Source organism: Granulosicoccus antarcticus IMCC3135 (assembly GCF_002215215.1).
GTDB lineage: Bacteria > Pseudomonadota > Gammaproteobacteria > Granulosicoccales > Granulosicoccaceae > Granulosicoccus > Granulosicoccus antarcticus.
The window spans coordinates 7369797-7393668 of sequence record NZ_CP018632.1 but is presented as its reverse complement, the minus strand read 5'-3'; the positions used below and the strand labels follow the sequence as shown (position 1 = coordinate 7393668).

Below are 23872 nucleotides of genomic sequence, written 5' to 3'. Positions count from 1 at the left end.
AATTACATGTCGATTGGTATGGCAGACGGGCCTTGTTTCTCAACCCTTTCACGAATGTGCCGCTAGCTATAAACGATGAACAGACAGAAACCCCGGGTCGATTAGTTGCCCATGAAATCTTCAATCCATCCGGCCTGTGGGACAATTGTCCTGTTGACGGACGAATACGTGGATTATCGCAAAGGTCTGGTTGACTCGGTTGCAGAGCGGTTGGTCGAGTATGGCTATGGCACGCTGTGCATTGCCGGACAGCAGCTGGGTATAGCGTCGGTCTGCAACTCCATCTATTCGCTGGCTAATCGTCTGGAAATCAAAGGCGTCATCTGTCTTTCCGGTACCCTCGGACAGCGGTTGAAGGATGATGAACTGAGAGAATTCCTGGCAAGTTTCCCTGTACCAATGGTCAGTCTTGGTCTGCAGGTTGAAGGTTTTGACAGCGTAATGGTCAATGATGCAACGGGTATGACCAAGCTCATGCAGCATCTGCTAAGCCATCGAGATTGCCGTCGCCTTGCATTCATAAGAGGATTTGCAGGCGATCCGTATTCGCTGCATCGTGAAAATATCTTTCGTACGATGTTGAAGCAGCATGGTCATGTTGTGGACGAAGAATTGATGATCGAAGGTAACTTTGATGCATTCGATACTTATCGGGCTGTCTCGGCATTGCTACGGCTACGCCCTGATGTTGATACCTTTGTGGCTGCCAATGACATCATGGCATTGAGCGCCGCCAGAGCCGTCATGGTGGCAGGCTTTGTCATTCCAGAGGATATCGCCATAACAGGATTTGACGATACACAGGATGCAACCAGAAATTCACCTGCCATCAGTACGGTCAGGCAGCCATTTGACGAACTGGTCAGAGTATCCGTGAGTCAGCTACTGGATCGGATCGCCGATTCGGACCAGGATGTGCCGACACAGAGCGTGAAGGGTGTTAGTCACCAGTGGGTGGACAGCGAATTCATTCCACGGGCCTCTACCCAATCGAAAGTCATCAGAGCGGTGCGGCTGCAACTGTCGGATCAAGCCTCGATATCAGCTTGGTTACATTCGGCAATGACGGGTTTGCCAACACCTGAAACACTGGATCTGGAGAAGCTGTGTACGGCACTCTGGGAGACCATGGACACCGGTTCGCTGGCTGTCTCTGAGTGCATCGAAGGCATGCTGGAGCGAGGTTCTGGTTATCATAATAACCACTGGTGGAACAATGTCTGCGATCGTATCGAGACGCTGACAATCGCCTTGTCTGCACAAGAAAGCTCTGCCCAGGCGAGTATGAGAATACTGTTTGCTCTGGCAAAAGCGCGTGAACGAATATGGGCGCTGAGCGTGGAACGGGAATACCAGGTGCGGCGGCAGCAAGGTTTGCGGGCAGCCATGCAGCTACGCATGAGTTCCTGCTCGGATCAGGCCGGCTTGCTTGAAACCATGTCGTGGTGGATGCAGGCTCTGGAGCCTGCACGTCTCTTTCTGGTGCGATACTGCAATGCTGGTACGCAGCCTGATACGCGGGCCACACTCGTGCACAGCTACCTGGGAGGTCTGGTATCAAGCTCTGAATCAGCAGAGTTCCCGATCAGTCAGTTGCTGCCGGATGAGCATTTGTCAGAACTGGCTAGAAGAACCTTCGTCCTGAACCCTATCTATGCTGGTAATCAGCAGTTCGGGTATTTGCTGATAGATCCGACTGGAATCGAACATCTTGATCTGAACAGTGCAGCGAACAGTATCGGTAATGCGATGCGCAATCATTTCAATATAGGCAAACTCGAATATCAAACTGAGCGTCTGACGGCTGCCAACCAACGGCTGCAGAAGCTGGCTCATTTCGACTCGCTGACCAACTTGCCCAATCGCGGCCATTTTCAGTCTGAGCTCGACAAGTTGTGCATGAAAAACACACCACTGGCCCTGATGTTCATGGACCTGGATGGCTTCAAATTTGTGAATGATTCGGCGGGGCATGATGCCGGTGATCAACTGTTGCAACAAGTGGCTCAGAGGCTGCGTGACAGCGTTGCAAAAATGTCGGATGGGCAGGGTCGACTGGCGCGCCTTGGCGGCGACGAATTTACCCTGATCCTGATAGGTCATGAAAATATTGACAGGGTCATCGAAATGGCGGAGCAGTTACTGCTCGAGCTGGCACGACCTTACCTCATCGATTCATTGACACATCAGATATCGGTCAGCATTGGTTGCGCACTTTTTCCCGGACATGCTGATAGTTCGCGACAACTGATCAAGAATGCTGATGTCGCCATGTACTATGCAAAGACACATGGCAAAAATTCAGTGGCCTGTTTTCCGCTTCCCTCAGCACCACCAAACATAACCTTGTTGCATAGTCGGGCAAGCTGATTCGAAAACACATTTCCAGACGACAGGCCAGGCCTGACGTTTTAGGCTGTTATCTTTGCTGCTAGCAGTTACAGGAAGAGCCCACCATGACATCCATCTACGAAACCGATGAATTGCGCTGGCAAGCGGTTCAGGCAAGGGATGCTGCCGCCGACGAAAGCTTTTTGTATGGTGTCACCACCACGGGCGTCTTCTGTTACCCCTCCTGTCCGTCCAGAGCTGCGTTGAGAAAGAACACCTGTTTCTACTCGACGCGTGAGCAGGCCCAGACAGCGGGCTTACGGCCCTGTAAACGCTGCCGTTCTGATGAGCCGCCGCTAAAAGTGCGTCAGCGCCTACTGGTCGAGCAGGCCTGCAAGCTTATCCAGGCTGCCTCTGAAGGGATCAAAGTAGAGGCTCTGGCAGAGCAGTTGGGTATGAGTCGTTTTCATCTACAGAAACTCTTTCAGCAGTTTCTGGGCATGAGCCCCAAGTCATACATCAAGGCGGTACGCGCCCGGAATGTTGATCAGGCATTAGCCAGTTCATCAACCGTCACCGATGCCCTTTTGTCTGCCGGATACGATAGCTCCTCGGCGTATTATGCCGATGGCGCCGTGCGTATCGGCATGTCGGCGCATACTTATCGGCGACTGGGCGAAGGTCTGAGCATTCGATATGCTTTCGGCAAGAGTCAGTTTGGCAAGATAGTGGTGGCGGCCAGTTCCAAAGGTGTGTGTTGCATCCTGTTCGGGGATTCACAGAAGGAATTGAGTGAAGAGCTGACTGCCCGGTTCCGGAAAGCGACCCTGATCAGGGACAATGAGACCATGCAGCAGCTGGTCGCCGATGCCATAGAAGGTATCGAGAATCCGTTGCTGGCAGAAAAGCTGCCGCTGGATGTGCAGGGCACGGCCTTTCAGGAAAAAGTCTGGACGGCACTGCGCCAGATTGCTCCCGGAGAGACTGCCAGCTACTCACAAGTTGCTGCCGCCATTGGGCAACCAACGGCTGCCCGAGCGGTTGCACGAGCCTGTGGTGCCAACCCGGTCGCTGTCATTGTGCCTTGTCACCGGGTGGTGGGTAGCAGTGGAAAACTGACCGGCTACCGCTGGGGCGTTGATCGCAAGCAGCGGCTGCTTGAAAGTGAACAGGAACAGCGAGCCGAGGAGAAAGCCTCAACTCTCGTTGAGCGGTGAAGCTGATGGGGAATGGCTCAAACTGAACTGCTTGCCCGAGAACAGATCCTTGATCAGCAGACGTGTACGGGCCAGCCAGTTGGCAGATGTTTCACAGCTGGCGGGGGCTGTGGCGTCGTCCGGGCATGCCGTGGCAGTTCCGTCCTGTAAATCGATGTGCATGCCATAAACCGGACGAATCAGTTGGCCTTCAGGATTTTGAGCCCAGTCGAGCATGCCTGCATCGGCCTTTTTACCCAGCAGTTCGAGTATCAGGGAAGGCAGACGATACAGCGGCAATTTGCCCAGCTGCAGCGGGCCTTTCTCGCCGTCTATGACGATAAGCGGAGTGCTGACCAGGTATTCGAGCATATCACCCGTAAATTGTGCCCGGTCGGCGGGTAGATTCATGGCCTCCGTGTAGACACCATAATTGGGTCCCAGGAACGGAAGATGGTCGCCGAACATCACAATCAGTGCGTTTGGATCATCGGCTCTGAGTTTTTCCAGACGAGCCATCAGGTCGCGAGATTTGTACCAGATCTGATTCAGATAGCCATTGAGCAAAATAGCATCCTTGCCAGCGGGGCCAGGCTTGATCTGATCCGGATAGTTTTCATTGCTTGGGTAAGGCAGGTGCCCATGGTAGGTGAGCATATAGTTCAGAAACGGCCGGTCGGTATCGATCTTGGCGAGCTGCTCATCCACTTGTGTATAGAAACTGTGATCCAGCAACAACCCTTCCACCGAATCTTTCAGATCGAAATTACTCTTGCTAAGGTAGTTTTCAAAACCGACCAGCTTGTAGGCAAGTGTACGGTTCCAGAAACCCGGGACGTTGGGATGTGAGGCGACACTCTGGTAGCCGGCTTTTGCCAGTACTGCAGGCAGGCAGGGTACTTGACGACGTAACCAGCCTTCGAAGAACACAGCGTTTTCAGTAACCGGAAAACCACAGAGCGTCTCGAACTCGGCATTGGCCGTATAGCCACCAAATACAGGTGACAGGGCGTGGGTATTGCCGGTCTGGGCCCAGAGTTCGCGAAAAGAGGCTGGAAACGGATCTTCCGAAACCCATTCAGGGCCAAGCGACATGGGATCGAAGAAGGATTCGAGCACAATGAGATGTACGTTGCGCGGCTCAGTCTCACCCGCTGGTTCGATCACAGTCGAAGCCGGGTTTGATGTGTTTCCGGTATCAGGACCAAGTTCGGTATTTGTGCTGCTCGCCTGCAGTATCAATGGAGACACGGGCAGAGAGCTGGTAATCGCCATGATGGTTGCCTGATCAGGGTTCTTGCCCACTTTGGCCAGGGTCCGGATTGATTCCTGGGCAATGTGAAGTGCCAGGCCGCGTCGTTTGAAATTATCGGGTTGATTCCAGACAGAGTTGCCAAAGCGCTCATCCAGACGGACTCGTAGAGGCTCACTGTACTGAGTGATCAGAAACGATATGCCTGCCAGCGTTGCCAGAACAACCCAGGCGGAACGTCGTTTGAGCGGAATCAGCAACAGGGTTGCGAGCAATGGGGTCGCCGCCACCAGCATCAGCGCGTATCGTTTCCAGCCATCGGTCAGGTAGAACAGATTCTTGATATTGATCAGATCATCAGGGCTGAGTGGCGTGCCCAGCACCGAGAGCTTGGCGCCATTGGCCATCTGGAAAGCAATCACCACGACACTGGTCAGGATCATGGCTTTGTCGCGCGATTGCACTAGAATAAATGCCAGTAGTGCAATGCCCAGATTACCCAGGTAGTCGCGCAACCAGAAAGCAGAGTACAGCTTCAATCCGAAAACACTCTCAAGCGCATAGCGACAGGCCATGGTTATGAGCAGCGTAAACAGGGCTACTGAAAGCACTCGAGCCAGCATTCGCAAGCTCTTTTGCAGAAAGGTTTTGTTCTGCTGCGCGAAAGGGCCAACCGGTTCATCATCTGTACCGGTTGGGGCCAAATCAGTGTTCACTCGTTGCATGCTGGATTTTAACTTAACGGTCAGCTCGAGCGACTGTTTCAGACAGACGGCCCAACAGGGAGTCTTCCGGCTTGTCGTTGAACAGACGAGTCGGTAGTTTCTCGAAGGTGCTGATCATGGAAATTGCAACGGCAGAGACATAAGGGATGCTCTGAATCAGAAGCAGTGCTATCCATAATTTGGTATCTGTCAGATAGGCATCATCACGTGCACCGATAGTGATTGCTGCCAGAATCAATGCAAGGCCTATCAGCGCCTCTTCACGTACATCGAGTATGGCTTGCCACAACGAGTGTCCATCGGCCATTTTTGGTGTTCTGAAAAAACCGATACTGGTCGTGTGCAGTCCTGCCAGCATGGCACGCGCAATGGTATGCGACACTGAAAGTCCGGCCAGACCGGCGCCCAGGCTTTGCATGATATTGGCACGTAGACGCCATCGGTACAGAACCATCATCTTGGACAGTTTGAAGACGAAAAAGCCGATAGGCAGCAACGTCATGATGACTTCAGGCGGATTGAACACATAGGGAAACATGACCATCAGCACCGAGTAGGCAAGTGCCACGATGTTGAACATCAGGCACAGGCCATCTGCCATCCACGGTAACCAGCCCGCAACAAAGTGATAGCGTTGTCCTGACGTCAGCTTGGAGCGAGACAGAGACAGAAAGTAGCGCATGTGATGACGCAGGATCAGCACGGAACCATAGGCCCAGCGAAAACGCTGCTTCTTGTAGTCCAGAAAGTTGTCAGGCATGACACCACGCCCGTAGGAGTGAGGAAGATAGGCGGTGCGGTGGCCTTGCTCCAGTATGCGTAGTCCCAGCTCTGCATCTTCGGTAATGCACCACTCTGACCAGCCGTCTACGTTCTCCAGTACGGAGCGGCGCACTATCGTCATGGTACCGTGCTGAATGATGGCGTTACGAGCATCACGATTGACCATGCCGATGCCGAAAAATCCCGCATATTCAGCATAGATCATGGACTTGAACAGGCTATCACCCGCATCCCGATAATCCTGAGGGGCTTGCACGATGGCGATTTCATTATCTTCAAATGCAATGGTGCAGTCTTTCAACCAGTCCGGATCAACGATGTAATCACTGTCGATAACAGCGATCAGTTCTGCATCAGTGGCGGTGTGGCGCATTGCATAATTGAGTGCACCTGCCTTGAAGCCTGAAAGCGGATTGACATGATGGAAGAAGAACGAGCCTTCCTGCTGTTCGCACCACTGTTGTACGGGTTGCCAGCAGTCATCATCGTTGGTGTTGTTGTCAACGACAATGACTTCATAGTTGCTGTAGTTCAGGTCACGCAAAGCTGCCAGGGTCTCGATGACCATATCAGGTGGCTCATTATGAATAGGCACATGGATGGAGACCTTGGGGGATGAACCCTCTACACCTTCCGGATGACCTTCGACCCTTCTGTGACTGCGGCTCCAGATGGTTTCTGCCCATTCATGGGCTTCGGCCAGCAGCACGATGGTGATGCAGAATGCGGCTAGTAGTAGACCTGCGCCCACCAGAACCTGCTCCCAGGTCATGTACTTCTGAGAGTAGTCGTACACCATCCAGACAACAGCCATGGAAATGGCATAGGAAACAATGACAAGAAAGCCGCGTCCGCCGTGTACAAGACCCCGGCTATCGCGTAGCAGTAGAGCCAGTATCAGGACGGTGAAAGCCAGCGAAAAGCCTGCAATGGCACGCCATTCGGGAACAGGGCGTACAGGGTCTGCAAAAGGAAACTTCGGTTCACGTTCAGCGTTGAAAATACCCCAGTAGCGACCAACGGCACCTTCGTCGGTTTTCCATATCTGGTCAAACGCTTCCAGCACAAAGTAGTTGGCGCCACGAGATTCTGCACCTTGCAGGAATTTGCGTAGAAATTTGGCCTGATTCTGCATGGAGGGTATGGCGCCACCTCGTTGCCGACCTTCGGAGGGCCAGCCAACTTCACCCAAAACCAGTGGCTTGTAGGGGAAAGTCTTGCGTAGATTGTCGTAGCGCTCAAACACATAGTCGTGCGCAATGCCGACAGGAATACCTTCCCAGTACGGCAGCACGTGAGCTGTGACATAGTCGACGTGATCTGCAAGTTCCGGATTCTTGAGCCAGACATCCCAGGTCTCGGCCACTGTTACCGGTATGCCATTGGCCATGCTGCGAACGATGTCTACATAGTTGCTCAGCTGTCTGGCGGTAATCTCGTTACGCAGCAGAACCTCGTTGCCAACCACAATGCCGGTGATATTGTTGGTGTCTTCGGCCAATACCCGGCGCAGTGTGCCGATCTCTTTCCAGTTGCGATCAATGTCCGCCGAAATCCAGACGCCGACCGTGACTTTCATACCCAGTGGCGCGGCCAGTCTGGGTATGGCGCTGAGTGTCTCCTCCATTGAATAAGTACGTACGCCCTTGACACGATCGGAGAGCAGCAGCAAATCGCGCGAGATCTGTTCTTCACTGGGGTAGTCGGTCTTCTGGGGTGACTGACCAGCACGAAAAGGCGAGAAGGACACTCCTTCTATAGTGTCAGGCCAAGAGGGTGCTTCGTCGGGCCGGTTGAATATCGCCCACATCGACAGCAACAGTGCGCCGACAAGGCTGATGATAATCCATGATGCGCGGTCGATCTTGAACACTGATGTCTAGGTCTCTGTAATTATTCGGAATCCGGCCTCGTCCAGAATCGCAGTTCTGGGATTGCTCGGGACACGAGCGCAAAATATACTCATGTCGTACTTTCTGGTGTTCTTGCTTTTGCCATGCTCTTCAATAATTTTGAGCTGGGGCATAATAAGCTGACGTATAAGTAGAACTCTTTCAATGACTCCATGGAAATATTGTTGATCCGGAAAATTTTTTTTGTTCCGAATTTTTCATAGGATATTGATTTTTATGGAGATCAGCACCTCAAAGAGCTTAAATTACAACTACGTAGCCTCCTGAAGAACGTCACGATATTGCAACAAACAAAAGGAAGCGGGTCAGGAGGAACAGCGGCGTCTGTATTTTCATGCAGCAGCAGTTGTTATCAATATTCCGGCATTATGCCGCCAAGCTGACTGACAATGCCGGTATTCCATCACGAGTTGAAAAATGAGTGCGTGAAACATTGTGCCTGAAGGGCTATTCGAAGATAGCGATCGCACTGGATGCAGCCTGCTTGCCGGACGAACTGTTAACAGTGGCTACTCATCGCTGACATCACTTTTTCTTGCTGCCGCTGCAGGGCACGCTCGTCCTGCATGCTCAAGGGATTTTCAATCAGCCATGTCTGCAGGCGCTCAGAGTTCGAGGTATTCAATGAGCGGAAAAGCACAGCAAGACGCTCGGCGCGATCATCGCCACTGGCCGTCTCCAGTGTTGCAAGAAAGCCATCTACGTCACGAACTGCGATTCGATCTTGCAGTGCTGCCTGTGCCGCTTGTTGCACCTCAGTGTCATCGATCTGTGCAACCCATTGTTCAAGATATGCCGGGCGCTGATTATCCAGTGCATTGATTATCTGAGCCGCTACCGACACCTTCACGTTGCGGGACAGTTGTGAGAAGTTGTCGAGAGTAAAATCCAGGTCTTGCTCAGGCAAAGACCAGATCGACATATCCAGTATCGCGCGCTTTTCGTCCGACTCTGGTTGCTGTTTGAGCCAGGCGAGGGCGCTGGTTGAGTCACTGGCGAGCCATCGATCAAAAGCAACAGGCCGCGCGCGCCGCTGGACCTCCGGGGCAAGTTCATCGAGCCATATCATGGCCGCTGCAGGATCATCGTTGGCCATGGCGCTGACCATCTGTTCGGCCACGGCACTGTAGAGCCTGTCTCGTTGTTCAGAATCTTGCACACTATCGAGGTAGAACTGCAAGCCGGCCATGTCGTCTTGCGGCCACATCCATGAGATCTCCATCAGTGCCTGTTCCTGGACGTCAAGGTCGTTCTGTGACATGACCCACTGGATGGCCTTGTCCGGATCTGTTTGCGCGACTCGACTGGCGTACTGCGACAATATCCACCGGTGCTGAGATGTTTCGGGCAGGGCATTGATGTGAGCCAGTGCCGCCTCGGGGTCACGATCCAGCAGAGTAGTCAGGATCATGTCCTTAAACATGGATTGCTGTTCGGTGCTGCCATTGTTCTCGGTCCACTCCAGTGCGGCTTCTGGATCTTGTTGTGCCCATTCGTACATGACTGTGTGGATGTAGCCGTTCTCATCCACATCTTTCAGTTTATCGAGGATATCTGCCGGATCGATGCGTCCGATGCTTTCAGCCATGAATTGCAGTAGCAACGCCGTGTCAGGATCGCTTGAATCCAGATCGAGTAGCCACTTGCCAGCTGCCTCGGGCCATTGCAGCGCATAGCCGGCTACAGCACTGCGCAGCAAGTTATGCTGAGAATAGGCGGAAACATAGTCGCTCTGTTGTTTCAACCACTGCACCACCGCATCGGGAGCCAGTTGTGACCAGCGTTGAAAAAGGGCACGTTCGACGATTCGGCGATCCGGGTCATCGCCTGACAGAGTGCTTGTTGTGGAAATCCAGTTTCGAATCTGCTCGCTATCTGCACTATCGATGTCCTGCAGAACGGCGAGCATGACTCGGTAATCAGAAAGCGTTGCATCACCCAATGGCATGCCGCTCGAAGATGAATCTGTTTTCTTCTGCGGATGTGCAAGATGGCTGAATGGGGTGTCGGAGTCTGTGCTGCCAATAACGGCAAAGGGCGAATTCCTTGCCGCTGCCTTGCTTTGTTCTGTTTGCGCAAGTCTGTCCTGCGTGGGTGATGATCCTGCTGGCGGGCGACTTTGCTCAGGCTGTCCCAGTACCCGAGCGCTTGCATAGCCGGTTGCCAGTCCGGTTACCAGACAGGCGACAGCCAGCAAGAGGGTGGTTTGATTCATGGGTTTGCCAGAACAGGAAATGAAGTAAATCTTATAACGTTATCCGGCCCTGATCGTTGTGCCAGGAAGCGCAATTTTGTGTGAATTCCTTTGAATCATGACCAAATCAGCGTTTGCGTTTCTGCACAACGTGTTGTCGAGGTTGCACCACCAGCTCATTGATGACAGCGTTGTCAGGAGAATTCACCATGCTCAGAACCGCGTTGGCCACATCGGTGTCCTGCAAGGCATGAGCATCGTCAGGTCCGGGTTCGAAATCCAGCTGATCGAAAAAATCAGTGCGAACCATGCCCGGCTGCACAATGCCTACATGACAGTTGGCACCGGCTACTTCGTGCGACAGTGCCTGAGCAACTCCACGCAGAGCGAACTTGGCGGCACTGTACAAGCTGCCATAGCGGGCGCCTTGCAAGGCACTGGTGGAGCCGATGAATACCAGATCACTGCGAGGCCGGCTGCGAAGACTTGGCAGGCAAAGTCGCGCAATACTCAATGGACTGATCAGGTTCAATGTAATACTTTGCTGAATCTGCAGGGGAGAGAAATTTTCCAGCGAGCCGATATCACCACGTCCGGCATTACAGACCAGCCCTGTGATTGCATGATTCGACAATACTGTCTTGATGAGACGTGTGGTCTCATCAAGCTCTGCAAGGTCCACACAGTAGTGCGTATCCGTAGGCAATGGCGTGGCAGGTGCCTGGCGTGAAAGTGAGACCGTCTCATAGTCTGCCTCTCCCAGCGCTCGACAACAGGCGCGCCCAATGCCACGACTACCGCCGGTTATCAGTACACAACCTTTGCTGCTCATAAATTCTCCCAGGTGCTGTCTTGTGAGTAGGTTGTCAGCTGCATGGGAAGAATTGTTCAGGTTGAATGGCTGTTTCCAGTCGCCTCTGGCAGAAGCTACGCATGGCGTTTTCAGTTTCAGGCGGATAACTCATCATGCCACCGCGTTGTTCAATGGGCGCTGCCAGCAACCTGGCGTCGGGATACAGGCGAACCAGCTTCTTGTGAAACCCCTTGGGAAGCCGGAACACGCCCAGGCTGACAGAATGGATTGCCGGCAGGTCCAGAGTGTCGAATACCTGATCAAACATTTCGCCGTACAGGCTTTCGAAATTGTCGGCATACAGTAAAGGGTCAAACCGCAGACCGACCTTCCAGCCCTTTGACTGCAGGCTGCGTAAGGCATCCAGCCGCTTGCTCAGTGAGGGGGTGCCATGTTCTTCGGCTGCAACAATTGCCTGTGGTGACAGGCTGTAGGCAATAACCACATTGGGCAGCGCCTCGCGGGCGAGCAAGGGGCGTATCTGAGTGCTCTTGGTACGAAGCTCCAGCCAGGCATTGGGCAGTGTGCTGAAATGGTCCAGGCAGTCGTCGACAAAATGCGTCACCGGGTCCAGCGCCAGAGAATCGCAATCGTAGCCAGAGAAAAACCAGCTATCGGCCTCATGCTGTTGTGCTGTGTCGGTGATGTCGCTCATGAAGTCTTCGCTGTTGACATAGACGACATGGTTGGCGGACTGGTACATGCCCTGCAGAAAGCAGTAGCGGCAATCGTATATGCAGTTGAGCATATGCGAGAAGTAGTAGTTGTGCGCTCCACCGACGTGATAGCCCGGTGGTGTGGCATGTACACGTTTGCCGGCCTTGTGCGCAAGGATCAAGGCAGGGTTCTGTTTCTGTTGCCTGAAATCCTGCGAACGTGCATTAAACAGATCTGAATGCCGTTCAATGACGATATGTCGAGCGTTGGGGTACCTTGCGCAGATTCTTTGTGTGCGCGGGTGCTCCCGTACTTCTCTTTCGATGTAAAGCGTATCCATTGAACGTTAGCTACCGTAGGTCAGGGGCGCTTTTTGCAACGCGTTTTGCAGATGCTTGCGCACATCACTGGCACTGGACAGCTGCTGTAGAGTTGCCAGATCCGGCACTTGTCCGAGCAGGGTCGTATATTGCTGCACCAGTCGATCCAGCTGATGGCGATCGCTGACCGTATGGCGGACCTTTGCATGAATGGCATCGCAGCATGCATCCCGGCTTTGCGTGTTCGCCTCACCTTTTTCGGATTGGTGATGCCAGTCGGCCAGTTGCATGACAACCGGCAGGCAAGCCTGCATCAAGGCGTTAGCCTGAGCTGGTTCAAAAGCGGTGAGCGGTTGCTTGGCATTGTCTGATACCACCTTGACGCTGTGCATGGAATCGTTGGAAAGCCAATTGCTGGCAGCCATGAAGATCCCGGATGCCTCCATATCGAACAAAGTCCCCTCACGGTATTCACTGGCCGGTTGATCGACGGTCAGTAGTCGGGCTGTCGGTACTCTGCCAACCTGGCGCTGCGGGGGCAGATGAGGGAACCACTGCACGCCGGTGGCAGCGTCTACAACCTGGTGTGCCAGGAATACCGAGCCCAGATCTGCGGCAGCTCCTGCAATACCGGTGTTGATCACGGCAGTGATGTCAGGGCGTGCATGAAGCAGGGCGCCTGTGGCGGTCGCGGCTCTCAGCTTCCCCAGACCGGTCTGCAATAACAAGTATTGTTCACTGGCATAAAGCCTGAGTCCTCGCATCTGCACATGTCGAAGTTTCAGTGCATCGATGAAGATTCGGGATTCGGCGGGAAGGGCTGTGATAATGCAGACAAGGCTCATGGCGTTAGTGTATCGAAACGTGCACGGAACAAGTTGAGCGAGTGATGTCTGAAGTAATACAAAGGTCTGGTTCGCAGTTTGCTGGAGTAGACTGGTGACACAGAAAAAACAATGGAAGGACCATGCTCGTATCCAATCTTGAATTCCTGCCCGGTCGCACCGTCGAAAGGCACTTGGGCCTGGTGCAGGGCAGTTCGGTACGTTCCAAGCACGTGGGCCGCGATATCGCCGCCTCGTTGAAGAACTTTTTTGGTGGAGAGCTTCGTGGCTATACGGAATTGCTGAGTGATTCCCGCGAAGAGGCAACGGAGCGCATGCTGAAGCAGGCCGAGTCGATGGGTGCCAATGCGGTACTCAATGTGCGTTATAGCACCTCCAGCATTGCCGCAGGCGCTGCCGAGATCTTTGTTTACGGTACCGCTGTGGAGTTGCAGGTTGAATAGTCTGATGATTCAGGCGGGGGTTGCGGTTGTTCTGCTAGTGCTGGGGTATCTATTCGGTCGCCTGGCTGAAAAGCGACACTTCAAGAAGCTGATTGAGCGCGAGGCTGCGACACAGCATGTGCCGGTTGTTGCAACACGCTATCCTCCCGAGGACCGCGCCTACGATCAGCAGCTGGTCAGCGGCAATGTGGTTATTGCCTCGGACTACTTCAAGGCGTTTCTGGCTGGCCTGATCAACATCTTCGGCGGCCGTGTCACCCCCTTTGAATCAATGCTGGATCGTGCTCGTCGGGAATCCGTTTTACGGATGAAAGATGCGGCCATTGCGCTGGGTGCCACCTATGTATTCAATATCAAATTCGAAACGTCAAGAATTGCCACTGGTAAGGTTGCAGCCATGGAAGTGCTGGCTTACGGCACCGCCATGATTCCCACAAGCGAGGAGGCCGTCAGACCCGAGATCGCTCATGAGGTATGAGAACCGGTTGCCACCGGAGGGTATCAATACCACTCAGGTACATCCGCTAAAACAGTTTGGACAGCTGGCCATCGGCTCGATAGTGCTGGTGGTGATACTGGTCATGTTTTTGCAGTTCAGTGGCTCCTTTCTGGCCCGTCGTATCCCCTTTTCGTTCGAGCGGGCGGTCATGGCACAGCTGGACATACCGATGGGGGAGCCGCAAAAATCCCCGCAAATGACCGCCTATCTGAATTCTCTGGCAGCGCGTGTCAGTGCTCAGCTGCCTATGCCGGAAGACATGAGCGTGACGGTCCATTACGACAGTGAAGAGGTCTTCAATGCCTTCGCAACGGTCGGTGGCAATCTGTTGTTCTATCGTGGGCTGCTGGAGCGCATGCCTGACGAGAATACTCTGGCGATGGTCATGGCACATGAGATTTCACATGTGCTGCATCGTGATCCGGTCGCCTCTCTTGGCGGCGGTGTCGTCAGTGCTATTGCGCTACTGGGCCTGACCGGCAATGCCGGAACAGGCATGGCCGGGCAGGTTCTGAGTAATGCGGGCATGCTGACGAGTGTGCAGTTCACCCGCAAGATGGAAGTGGCTGCCGACAAGCAAGCTCTGGCGGGTGTCAACGCTCTCTACGGCCACCTCAATGGTGCGTCTACCTTGTTCGAACTGTTCAGCGAGGCTCGCGGCGAGAGTGCCAGCAAAGCCAGCCCTGCCTGGGTGGAACGCTTCTTCAGTACGCACCCTCGCGATGAGGATCGAACCGGCAGTATCGCTAGAATAGCTGCAGAGAATGGTTGGCAGACAACAGGCGAGGTGACCCCCTTGCCTGCTGATTTCAAACTCTGGTTACACTCTGGAGGTTTGTAAACCGAAGCTTGGCTCTGCCTTAGTGATTCGCATCCTTCATCCAGCGATCAATCAGAAACCGGGCGATGGAATCCTTGCGAGGCAGTTTGAAGTTGTCGCTCTCATCGCCCCAATTATCAAAACCAGCTAGTTGCTTGCGTGTAAACCATTGAGCGTCGGCGAGCTCCAGCGTGTCGCAATTGATTTCTGTGCTGGTGGCAACAGCTTCAAAGCCGAGCATGATGGAGCGCGGAAAGGGCCAGGGCTGGGAGGCGATGTATCGCACTTCGCCGACCTTGATCGATGCCTCTTCCATGACTTCCCGGCGCACGGCATTCTCCAGGCTTTCACCGGCTTCGACAAAGCCTGCCAACGTCGAGAAAACACCTTCAGGCCAAGCCGGGCTTCTACCCAGCAGGCACACCGGTTCGCCGTCGCCGTCCGGCGTATGGCTGACCAGCATGATGACGGCAGGGTCAGTCCGGGGAAAGGCAATAAAGGTGCAGTCATGGTTGCTGCATGTTCGGGTATGTCCGGCATTGCTGGATACCAGTGCGTTACCACAGCTTTCGCAAAACCGTGCGGTGCTGTTCCAGTACATCAGTCCACGGGCATAAGCTAATAGTGAGCCGTCATCCTCTGGCAAGCTGGGTCCGGCGAGTCGCAGGTCGGCAAATACGCCAGGCAGGGCTTGCCCGCTGCGGGTGATCGATTTGTCAGCCAAAGCATCCCGTTGGTTCTCGTCCAGAGTGGAAACATCAACGGCAAAGATGGGTGAGGTGCCCTGCAGGCCTAAAAATACCGTCTGGCCTTCAGGCAGGGGGCAGTCGGCAGATAGCAGCAGCGCCTGGGGCAGTATCGTGTCCGATACTTTGGCCACCATCGTCTGCAGATGCCAAACAGGCACCAGACGTGCATCACGATGCGCTCGCAAGGATTCTATCTGCGCATCGTCTTTGCGTAGATGGTCAGCACGATCCAGAGTGCTATGGGTATAGAACATGTAAGGGGGGGTCTCGTACTGTTGCCGGGCAGTATACGTGCCCATGCGGGCTTGTGAGCGGATTCGTCGGTTTCGGCTCGTTTCAACAGGTACTTTTCTGATGAGCATGATGATGAAATTGATGGACCCCAATCTTGTGGAGCCGCGTTTACTGAGGCAGTTTCAATGCCTGATCATGCTCGTTTGTCTGCAGATTTCCGGTTCGGCCTGGTCAGATAGTGAGGTGCAGTCGACAGAGCTGGTTGTTGCTGCGACTGATACCGCGGCGACTGCCGCATCCGAGCAGCCGACGTTTGTGCCTGCCATCGAATCTGTATCCACATCTGAAATCACATCTGAAACCTCGCTCGAAACTGCATCCGCAGCAGAGCCGACGGCTGCTCTGGTGCAGCGCAAGCCTGTTTGGGAGATTGGACTCGGTCTCGGTTATTTTTCAGGTTTCGACTATCCAGCCTCGAAGGATGCCAATCAACGTTTATTGACTTTGCCGTACTTCATTTATCGCTCGCCGCTATTTCGAATCGGTGATGGAGGTTTACGAGCGGTTGCTATTGAACGCCCCAGGTTGAAGTTGGACCTGGCGGTAGCAGGCTCATTGAACGCACGTTCAGAAGGTAACAGTGTGCGCGAAGGTATGGAAGATCTGGACTTTCTGTTCGAACTTGGTCCCAAGCTGGAACTGAATATTCTTGATCGAAAAATGCAGAGTGGTGGGCGGGTGCAGGTGCGTTTGAATGCCGAATTACGGGCGGTAATGGAATCCGATTTTCGCAAGATCAACAGTCGTGGCCTGATAGCCGAGCTGGGGCTGGGTATCAGCTATCGAAATTTCAGGAGCTCTGGCGTGGATTTGCTGAGCGCCATCAGCAGCAGCTACGGCAATGAACGATTGCAGGATTTCTTCTACGAGGTGGATACGGAATTTGCCACTGAAAACCGTCCTGTTTACGATGCACAAGGTGGCTATCTGTCTACCCGTATTTTCGGTGGCCTGGGTTTCCGTTTGCACAAGAAAGTCAGAGCCTTCATGGGGGTCTTCACAGGACTGTACGAGGGCGCCCGTAATGAAAAAAGCCCCTTGTTTGAAACCACTTCATCTACTGGCTTTGCCCTGGGAGTCGTCTGGACGATCAAGAAGAGCAGTCGTTTGGTTGAGATCGTCGATATGGGAAGTGAACAATAGGTGAGCGTTGATCGACAGATCACATTCATCTTCTGATATTAAATTCAATGAAGTTATTCATTCTTGTTGAAAGTATTGGCGGTAACCGCGCTTCGGCATGAGCCAGTTCTCAAAGCCTTTTTGAGAGCTGATGCGTAGGTCAACGCAATAATAGTTGGCCTCTCAATCTGAAACGTTTATATTTTCAGATGGGTTTTTATAGACACTTGGTGTGTTCAGTCATTCATCAAGCTTTACTTGTGACTGGTCTTGCTTTCATGCGGATATCTGCCAGCCCAATATACGCTTTTGAATTACCAGGCTGCCTGAAATACGGGGCGGGTTTTGGTGTTGGCACTGGCACTGCAAAAATCTGTTTAGTGGAAAAATCCCTTACTTTTGAGGCGTAGCCGCGTTACATTTACATTGGCTACTGGCAATCCGGCTGCCGTGCATGGCCTTGATACTAAATCCGAACTGGCGATAGCCGAGCTTGACGAAACCAATCAAAAGATGTGTATGGAAGCTGAGAATGGCAACAAATGCCGAGTCGTGAAGTATTGCCGGAAGCAGTGCGAATTACCGAGATAGAAAAGTCAGGACACCTCAATGAATAAATTTACGTTAGCTGTCGCAATGTTGACAACTGTTCTGCTGATCAGTTCCTGCGTGGCGCCTGACAGTAAAACGTATGAGAATGAGGGGAGTCTCATTCGAAATGAATGTGGAGCGTTTTCTTCAGAAGTTCGGACCAAGAGGGCTGAGCTTCGAGATCAGCAGGACCTGATTGTATTCACTCAGAAGAAGAGAAAAATTTACGAGCTCAAGGTATCGATGACCCGTGGTGGTCCGGTCATCTACGGCAACAAGTTTTCCAATGATGCCGGTAACGAATTGATTGAGTCCAGGAAGATCCGCAAAAGGTCGATTAGTGGTGACTTCCACTCTGCGGTAGATGGATTTTACGATCAGCCAAACAAGCATCAGGAACTCGATCAAAGGTGCCTGTTCAAAGGTGTTGGTATCTAGTGATCCGATTGCCCTATCTGGTTAGTGAGGGGTAAAGCTCCGGCCTGTGCTCGGCACTTTGTCGTGTAAGGTTGCAGCGTATGTTCAGCGCTGGTTAAGCCAGTGAGCCACACAATTACATATCAAGCATCGCTTGTGAGGGCATCGCTATGTCAATGACGTTCACCGATGGCTTGTGGGCGGCTGGGTAGTGGTAAAGTGCGTGCGGCACGAGCAAGCTGGACGGCAGTGTGCCTTGGTGTGTGCGCTGCTGGGTTCAAGGCTTGTTTGAGCAGAGGCCGTAGTTGGCGACATGAGAAAAGAATCGGAGAAAGCACGATGACACTACCTGCAATACTTCAGGGCTTGCGCCTGCCATTGATAGGCAGCCCCATGTTTATCATATCGCGTCCTGAACTGGTGATCGCACAATGCAAGGCGGGGATTGTTGGTTCCTTTCCGGCACTCAATGCCCGGGAGAAGGATGGAGAGAGCCTTGACGCATGGCTCACGCAAATCAAAGAGGAACTCGATCGATACAACCAATCGAATCCGGACAAACCAGCTGCACCTTATGCGGTGAATCAGATTGTGCATCGTTCCAATACACGGCTTGAGCGTGATGTAGAGATTTGCGCACGTCATGAGGTTCCGATCTGGATCACCTCCCTGGGTGCGCGCGAAGAGGTCTACGAGGCTGCACATGCTAGCAATGGTGTGGTTTTGCACGATGTCATCAACAATCGCTTTGCGCACAAGGCTATTGAAAAAGGTGCTGATGGATTAGTGGCTGTTGCCGCAGGTGCCGGTGGCCATGCAGGAACTTTGTCGCCGCTGGCGCTTGTTCAGGAAATCAGAAGCTGGTTTGATGGACCGCTGTTCCTGTCGGGTGCCATTGCACGCGGAGATTCTATTCTTGCAGCGATGGCCATGGGCGCTGACGGTGGGTATGCAGGGTCCGCTTTTATTGCCACCGAAGAGGCCAACGCTGAGGCAAGCTATAAACGCATGATCGCTGACAGTGGCGCGGATGACATCGTATACACCAACCTCTTCTCTGGTGTGCATGGCAATTATTTAAAGTCATCAATCAGAGCGGCAGGGCTTGATCCGGATGAGCTCGAACATTCGGATTCGACCAAAATGAATTTCGCGGAAAATCGTGAAAAACCAAAAAGCTGGAAAGAGATCTGGGGCTCTGGCCAAGGTATCGGTGCCGTCGACAGTGTGGTGACAACGGCCGAACTGGTCGATCGTCTGGCCCGTGAGTTCAATGCTGCAAGAACCCGACTGACCGAGGAACTGCGTTCCTACTGAAATCAGGGGCGGGAGCTGCCTGTTCTGATCCCTGCCAATTCGCTTGATAATGCCAGGGCAATATAAGGGCAGCAAAGTCGCCCTTGTTTTGTCGCTGTTGTGTGTTGAGCAGGGAAAGGCGGTTCTAGTCACTTCGGTGTTTGGTTAGCATATTTTTGTCAGACAAAAGTTTGTGTCTGAGCCTGATTGTCATGCTTTTACATCAATTATTTAGCCCTGCCTTTCCGGCAACCGTGAGAACTGTTGTATCGTGCAATCGCAATTTCGCTACCACCCTGTCAAATAAAAAGGAAATTTTACACGTGAAGGGATCTGTTAAAGGAATTTCGCCACTCCGGTGCTTTCTGATGGTCGGCGCAATTACCTTACTGAGCAGCTGCTCTTATAACGAATGCGTGACTGATGATTGTCAGCAGGACATGCAAGAGCCACAAGACAAGGTGATCAAGATTATGGAAGACAATACAACGAAAAACGACCTGACTGTCGCCGGTAAGCCGAGTGATGGAGCTGATGCGCTGGAGCCTGCGAGTGACATGAGTTACAGCGATGGCTTGATTTCAGCTCGCGTCATGAGCACGGGATGCACTATGGACAAGGATTTCCATATCGAGCACATAGTAAAAGATAATATCTGTCAAATTACCATTGTGCGTGATAGGCAGGACATGTGCCGCAAGGTTCCAGAAAGTATTGAAGTTTCGATTGCGTGGGAAAAACCCCTGGAATGTAATGAAGCTGATCTGGAATTCATGAATCCTGCCTTGAAGGTAAAAAATAGTGATGTACGGGTTGTTATGCCAAAAAAACCGACTCAATAACGCAGAAATAAAATCATGGAAACAAGGACTCCAAATGAAAATTAGCATCTCGAAATTCAGCACTATTCAACTTGCAGTCTTGATACTGTCGGCTTTGTTTTTTACCAATGCCAGTTCAGCAGAGCTCAATATCACGACACGTATCGTCGGTGGTACGTTGGTAGCTGAAGGACGGTACCCATTTATGGCATCGCTCTATTTTGATTCCAACGGTGATGGCAATTATGACCCTCGTTGCGGTGGTTCCCTGATTGCAGATCGCTGGGTACTGACAGCGGCACACTGTGTCTATGACGCTAATTCAGGTGTCGTCAAAGCCCCATCTACGGTCGGAGTGATTATCGGTGTCAATGATTTAAGGTCAGACGCTAAAGAGCTCATCCTGTCGCGTAATATTTTTGTCCACCCAGAGTACAACCCTACGACACTTACTTCGGATGTCGCTCTGATTGAATTGTCTAGCACCGCACCAGGAAGTGTGATCGCACTACCTTCTTCACAAAGTACTGTACCGCTCGTAGATGAAACCGCTGTTGTCGCGGGTTGGGGCTTGACCAGTGAGGGAGGGGATCAGTCGCCGGTTTTGCTGGAAGTCTCGTTACCCATATTGTCTCACGTCCAGTGTCTACCCTATTATCCCAGCAATCTTGATATTGATTCCAATGTCTGTGCTGGCGGCGGAGCAACAGGCGGTAGTGATTCCTGTCAGGGAGATAGTGGTGGGCCGTTGTTCGTGGTTCGCGATGGTCTTTATGTCCAGGCTGGCGTTGTCAGCTTCGGGCAAGGCTGCGCAAGGCCTGGTATCCCCGGCGCCTATGCCCGTGTTACAAACTATACAAATTGGATCACAGGGATAGTGAGCGATGCTGTTGTCATAACTTCTGAAACTGATTCGGGTGAAACAGGTGGCGAGACCGGCAATATAGACATACCTTTGTTGACAAACAGTACTCCAGCAGACGAGCGCCTGGACTCATTGTTGAGTGGTGAAGTGAGACTGTATGAGGTTACCGGTAATGTCAGAGTTGAGCTGACAACCTTGTCGGGCGATGCTGATCTATTTGTTTTCAAAGGCACCACATTTACTGAAGATGACGTGATTTGCATCTCTCAAGAAGTGAGCGAATTGGATAGCTGTTCCGTCGGGCAGACTGGTGAGCGACTGTTTGCCGCGATTTTCGGCTACGAAGATTCCAGCTTTTCGATCGCTGTGTCCGCTCCCGAAGATGATGACGGATCCTCGACATTCAATCCTGATGATGATGATTCGTCATTGTTTCCGTTTGATAGTGATAGCGAAGGCGGTTCGGCCGGTGTTTTTCTGCTGCTATTGCTGGCAGGCTACAAGTGGCGGCGTGTAAGGTATAACGCTGAGAATGGTCTGGTTTGAAGTTGTTGAGCGAATAGCTCAGATCAGAGGCAGCTCACAGACATTTGAGCTGCCTTTGCTCACCTTTTTGTTGAAATATAAAGCGCCTCTACCTTATCTCTGGCCCACTGCGTTTTGCGCAAATACTTCAATGACGATTTGACCGATGGGTCACTCTTGAAGCAATTGATATTGATTCTCTCAGCCAGTCCATCCCAGCCATAGTGATCCACCAGGTCGGTAACAATTGTGGCAAGCGTCACGCCGTGTAGTGGATCTTTCGATTGCTCTTTACTCATAAAATTGATATGTCACCATTTCTCTAGGGATTGATGGTACACAAGGAGTGGCATGCGCGCCGAATCTGTTGATGCGCAAGTAGCGTCTCTGTCTGCAAGTCAGATGTCAGAAGTGCTCAGCCTGAGCGCAACGATGAGCCAGCTTGAGAAAAGGGGCCCTCCTGATATTTACAGATTTGCTGGAAAATCCGCAACATAGTGATTGTTTTGAGTCGTAATCCAAACACGGAAAATCTCCCCACTCGCACCTCATGAGAGTGCAAACTATTGGAAGAATCCAACGTGAAAGGAAGGACTAGCTCCATGAAAAAACTGATCGCCGCATTCGTTATCTCTGCCATCTCCTTGCCTGTGCTGGCAGAGGAGGTTGTCATCAGCACCGGTGGCCGTGGTGGATCCTATTTCAGCACGGGTGAAAAGCTGGGTGAAATTCTGGCGGAGTACGATTACCCTGCAAAGACTTTGAAAAGTAATGGTTCCATCGAGAATATTGAACGTGTGGCAACGGGAGAGGCAACGCTCGGATTTACTCAGCTTGATGCCCTGGCCTGGTGGATGGATCGGAATCCGGATGGCGCCGCTAATCTGAAAGTGCTGGGCAATCTCTATACGGAGTGCGTATACGTGGCGGTCAACAAGAAGGGGGCTATTGGTGACGAGGGTGATCTGCAGAGCAGCAATGCGAATGTGGCAGTGCAGAATCGTGATTCCGGCTCGGCGGTCAGCTGGTCCTATATGCAGGATCTGGAGCCAGAGTTCGCCAAGGGTAATACCTTTTTCAAAGGTGGCTTACAGCTGCTGAACGAGATTGCCAATAACCCTGATGGCGAACTCAATGCCTTTTTATGGGTGAGTGATCCTGGCAATCTGGATCAGCGCTACCTCAAGACAGTGCTGGAGAACGATAATCTGAAACTGGTCGACATCACGGATTGGGATCTGAATGACAAACATCCTGAGCTGGGCCGTGCCATCTACCGATTTGAAAAGCCGGACGTTGCCAAGGGGCTGGTGTTCGACACCGAACTCAAAACGATCTGTATGGATGCGGTAGTCGTGGCTAACGCCGATGCGGACGACGTTATGCTGGATGACGTTGTTGATGTGTTGACGGTTAACCGTGGTCGCTTGTTCGATAATTGATATCAAATTTCGTTACGCGACAATTGGCAAATAGAACTTGACGATGTTGATTACTCTGATGATCTCAATGGCACTGTGGAGATTCCTGCGAAACACAGTAACAAGAAATCCATTGTTTTTGATGGAGCATCAATTCCTTTTCCGTTATGTCTGAGCTTCCGGCCACAGGAAGTGCGATCATTGCCTTGCCGATGAAGATCGAGGGCGGCTCTGGTGGTCCTTTATGCATCGTTGCGCATGTGAACTGACCCACTGGATATACAGTTATTCGATTTCGCCTTTCTCATAGCGAACCAGAAACTGCTTCATGAAACGCCGGATTTCGCGGGAAGCTGAGGTGTCCACGTCCTGGCAAGCGGCTACGAAGCTGTCCCGCAAGTCCTTGTCCAGCCGGATGACCAGTTGGGCTTCCTTCTTGCCCTTACGTTTCTTGTCTTTCGACTCGTCGGGCATGGTTTTATCTCGGGTCTTGCGAGTGTGGAGAGGGTGGGACTTGATAGTGTACGGGATGTGAGGCTACCGATTCGGTGTCGGAACACCGAATCGGTTCTGATCGACCTGATAGATCTTCTGAAGAAGTTTTCAGGCCTCTCTACTCGTAATTCTGTCAGATCTATCTAACAGAGGCTGAGCTCAAGCCGCTTTCTTTGCAACCTTGCGGGCCGCTTTGCGAGCTTTGCCTTTCTTGCCCTTTTTAATAGGCTTCAGAGCTGCTTTGGCTGCTTTTTTAACAACTTTCTTTTTCTTTGAGTTCACACCTGCACGCTTGACAGCTTTACGTGCAAGTTTAGTGGCGATGGCCTTGGCTTTTTTGCTGGATAACTTAGACATGTTCTGTTTTTCTCTATGTGGTTAGTCGGAATACAGAGCATAGTGTATATACAAAAGATATCAATTGCAAAGCATAAGTATGTACGTT

Annotated in this window: 21 protein-coding genes; 11 read left to right on the top strand and 10 right to left on the bottom strand. The window is 52.3% G+C overall.

Annotated elements, in window-relative coordinates:
* Positions 1–111 precede the first annotated feature (111 nt).
* Positions 112–2370 carry a substrate-binding and GGDEF domain-containing protein gene (locus IMCC3135_RS32095; RefSeq protein WP_088921309.1) on the top strand — a complete coding sequence of 753 codons (2259 nt, stop codon included), beginning with the start codon at positions 112–114 and terminating at the stop codon, positions 2368–2370.
* A gap of 86 nt (positions 2371–2456) precedes the next feature.
* Positions 2457–3548, top strand: coding sequence for a bifunctional DNA-binding transcriptional regulator/O6-methylguanine-DNA methyltransferase Ada (gene ada / locus IMCC3135_RS32090; RefSeq protein ID WP_088921308.1), 1092 nt, complete (start codon positions 2457–2459; stop codon positions 3546–3548).
* Here ada and IMCC3135_RS32085 read toward each other — a convergent pair.
* The 6 genes from IMCC3135_RS32085 to IMCC3135_RS32060 form a co-directional block, all read right to left on the bottom strand.
* A complete protein-coding gene (locus IMCC3135_RS32085) occupies positions 3528–5495 on the bottom strand; it encodes an LTA synthase family protein (protein ID WP_157736478.1) in 1968 nt (655 codons plus the stop codon). The genes ada and IMCC3135_RS32085 overlap by 21 nt on opposite strands.
* A 22-nt stretch (positions 5496–5517) precedes the next feature.
* A complete protein-coding gene (locus IMCC3135_RS32080; protein ID WP_236994701.1) occupies positions 5518–8160 on the bottom strand; it encodes a glycosyltransferase in 2643 nt (880 codons plus the stop codon).
* Between the two features lie 539 nt (positions 8161–8699).
* Positions 8700–10415 carry a hypothetical protein gene (locus IMCC3135_RS32075; protein WP_088921306.1) on the bottom strand — a complete coding sequence of 572 codons (1716 nt, stop codon included), beginning with the start codon at positions 10413–10415 and terminating at the stop codon, positions 8700–8702.
* A gap of 106 nt (positions 10416–10521) precedes the next feature.
* Positions 10522–11226, bottom strand: a complete 705-nt coding sequence (locus IMCC3135_RS32070) for an SDR family oxidoreductase (protein ID WP_088921305.1) — start codon at positions 11224–11226, stop codon at positions 10522–10524.
* A gap of 34 nt (positions 11227–11260) precedes the next feature.
* On the bottom strand, positions 11261–12244 hold the full coding sequence (locus IMCC3135_RS32065) for an SPL family radical SAM protein (protein ID WP_088921304.1): 984 nt from the start codon (positions 12242–12244) through the stop codon (positions 11261–11263).
* Between the two features lie 6 nt (positions 12245–12250).
* Positions 12251–13069, bottom strand: a complete 819-nt coding sequence (locus IMCC3135_RS32060) for a 5'-methylthioadenosine/S-adenosylhomocysteine nucleosidase family protein (protein WP_088921303.1) — start codon at positions 13067–13069, stop codon at positions 12251–12253.
* A gap of 122 nt (positions 13070–13191) precedes the next feature.
* Between IMCC3135_RS32060 and IMCC3135_RS32055 the strand changes: the two genes are divergently transcribed.
* Genes IMCC3135_RS32055 through IMCC3135_RS32045 form a run of 3 tightly spaced genes read left to right on the top strand, consistent with a single transcriptional unit; the run spans position 13192 to position 14852 of the window.
* Positions 13192–13512, top strand: coding sequence for a YbjQ family protein (locus IMCC3135_RS32055; RefSeq protein ID WP_088921302.1), 321 nt, complete (start codon positions 13192–13194; stop codon positions 13510–13512).
* Positions 13505–13990 (top strand): YbjQ family protein, encoded by a 486-nt coding sequence (locus IMCC3135_RS32050; RefSeq protein WP_205737817.1) that lies wholly within the window; start codon positions 13505–13507, stop codon positions 13988–13990. Before IMCC3135_RS32055 ends, IMCC3135_RS32050 begins: the two co-directional genes overlap by 8 nt.
* Entirely contained in the window at positions 13980–14852 is an 873-nt protein-coding gene (locus IMCC3135_RS32045; RefSeq protein WP_088921300.1) for a M48 family metallopeptidase, read from the top strand. Before IMCC3135_RS32050 ends, IMCC3135_RS32045 begins: the two co-directional genes overlap by 11 nt.
* A 19-nt stretch (positions 14853–14871) precedes the next feature.
* Here the strand turns inward: IMCC3135_RS32045 and nudC are convergent, their stop codons facing one another.
* The gene (gene nudC / locus IMCC3135_RS32040; protein WP_205737816.1) at positions 14872–15942 is read right to left on the bottom strand and encodes an NAD(+) diphosphatase; all 1071 of its coding nucleotides are present in this window, start codon (positions 15940–15942) and stop codon (positions 14872–14874) included.
* Between nudC and IMCC3135_RS32035 the strand changes: the two genes are divergently transcribed.
* The 5 genes from IMCC3135_RS32035 to IMCC3135_RS32015 all read left to right on the top strand — a co-directional run bounded on the left by IMCC3135_RS32035 (position 15935) and on the right by IMCC3135_RS32015 (position 21532).
* Complete coding sequence (locus IMCC3135_RS32035) at positions 15935–17017, top strand: MipA/OmpV family protein (RefSeq protein WP_157736477.1); 1083 nt, start codon at positions 15935–15937, stop codon at positions 17015–17017. The two genes, nudC and IMCC3135_RS32035, sit on opposite strands and share 8 nt — an antisense overlap.
* A gap of 588 nt (positions 17018–17605) precedes the next feature.
* A complete protein-coding gene (locus IMCC3135_RS32030; protein ID WP_157736476.1) occupies positions 17606–18025 on the top strand; it encodes a hypothetical protein in 420 nt (139 codons plus the stop codon).
* Between the two features lie 318 nt (positions 18026–18343).
* Positions 18344–19321 carry an NAD(P)H-dependent flavin oxidoreductase gene (locus IMCC3135_RS32025; protein ID WP_088921296.1) on the top strand — a complete coding sequence of 326 codons (978 nt, stop codon included), beginning with the start codon at positions 18344–18346 and terminating at the stop codon, positions 19319–19321.
* Positions 19322–19512: 191 nt separating this feature from the next.
* Positions 19513–20142 carry a hypothetical protein gene (locus IMCC3135_RS32020; RefSeq protein ID WP_157736475.1) on the top strand — a complete coding sequence of 210 codons (630 nt, stop codon included), beginning with the start codon at positions 19513–19515 and terminating at the stop codon, positions 20140–20142.
* A 34-nt stretch (positions 20143–20176) separates the two neighbouring features.
* Positions 20177–21532 carry a S1 family peptidase gene (locus tag IMCC3135_RS32015; protein ID WP_157736474.1) on the top strand — a complete coding sequence of 452 codons (1356 nt, stop codon included), beginning with the start codon at positions 20177–20179 and terminating at the stop codon, positions 21530–21532.
* A gap of 59 nt (positions 21533–21591) precedes the next feature.
* On the opposite strand, the gene IMCC3135_RS32010 is transcribed toward IMCC3135_RS32015, so the two are convergent.
* On the bottom strand, positions 21592–21810 hold the full coding sequence (locus IMCC3135_RS32010; protein ID WP_088921293.1) for a VF530 family protein: 219 nt from the start codon (positions 21808–21810) through the stop codon (positions 21592–21594).
* A 303-nt stretch (positions 21811–22113) separates the two neighbouring features.
* Between IMCC3135_RS32010 and IMCC3135_RS32005 the strand changes: the two genes are divergently transcribed.
* Positions 22114–22953: a TAXI family TRAP transporter solute-binding subunit gene (locus tag IMCC3135_RS32005; RefSeq protein WP_088921292.1), complete on the top strand. Its 840-nt coding sequence runs from the start codon at positions 22114–22116 to the stop codon at positions 22951–22953.
* A gap of 264 nt (positions 22954–23217) precedes the next feature.
* Here IMCC3135_RS32005 and IMCC3135_RS32000 read toward each other — a convergent pair whose 3' ends face one another.
* Both IMCC3135_RS32000 and IMCC3135_RS31995 read right to left on the bottom strand, forming a co-directional pair.
* Entirely contained in the window at positions 23218–23406 is a 189-nt protein-coding gene (locus IMCC3135_RS32000; protein WP_088921291.1) for a hypothetical protein, read from the bottom strand.
* 180 nt (positions 23407–23586) lie between these two features.
* On the bottom strand, positions 23587–23784 hold the full coding sequence (locus IMCC3135_RS31995; protein WP_088921290.1) for a hypothetical protein: 198 nt from the start codon (positions 23782–23784) through the stop codon (positions 23587–23589).
* Positions 23785–23872: the final 88 nt, after the last annotated feature.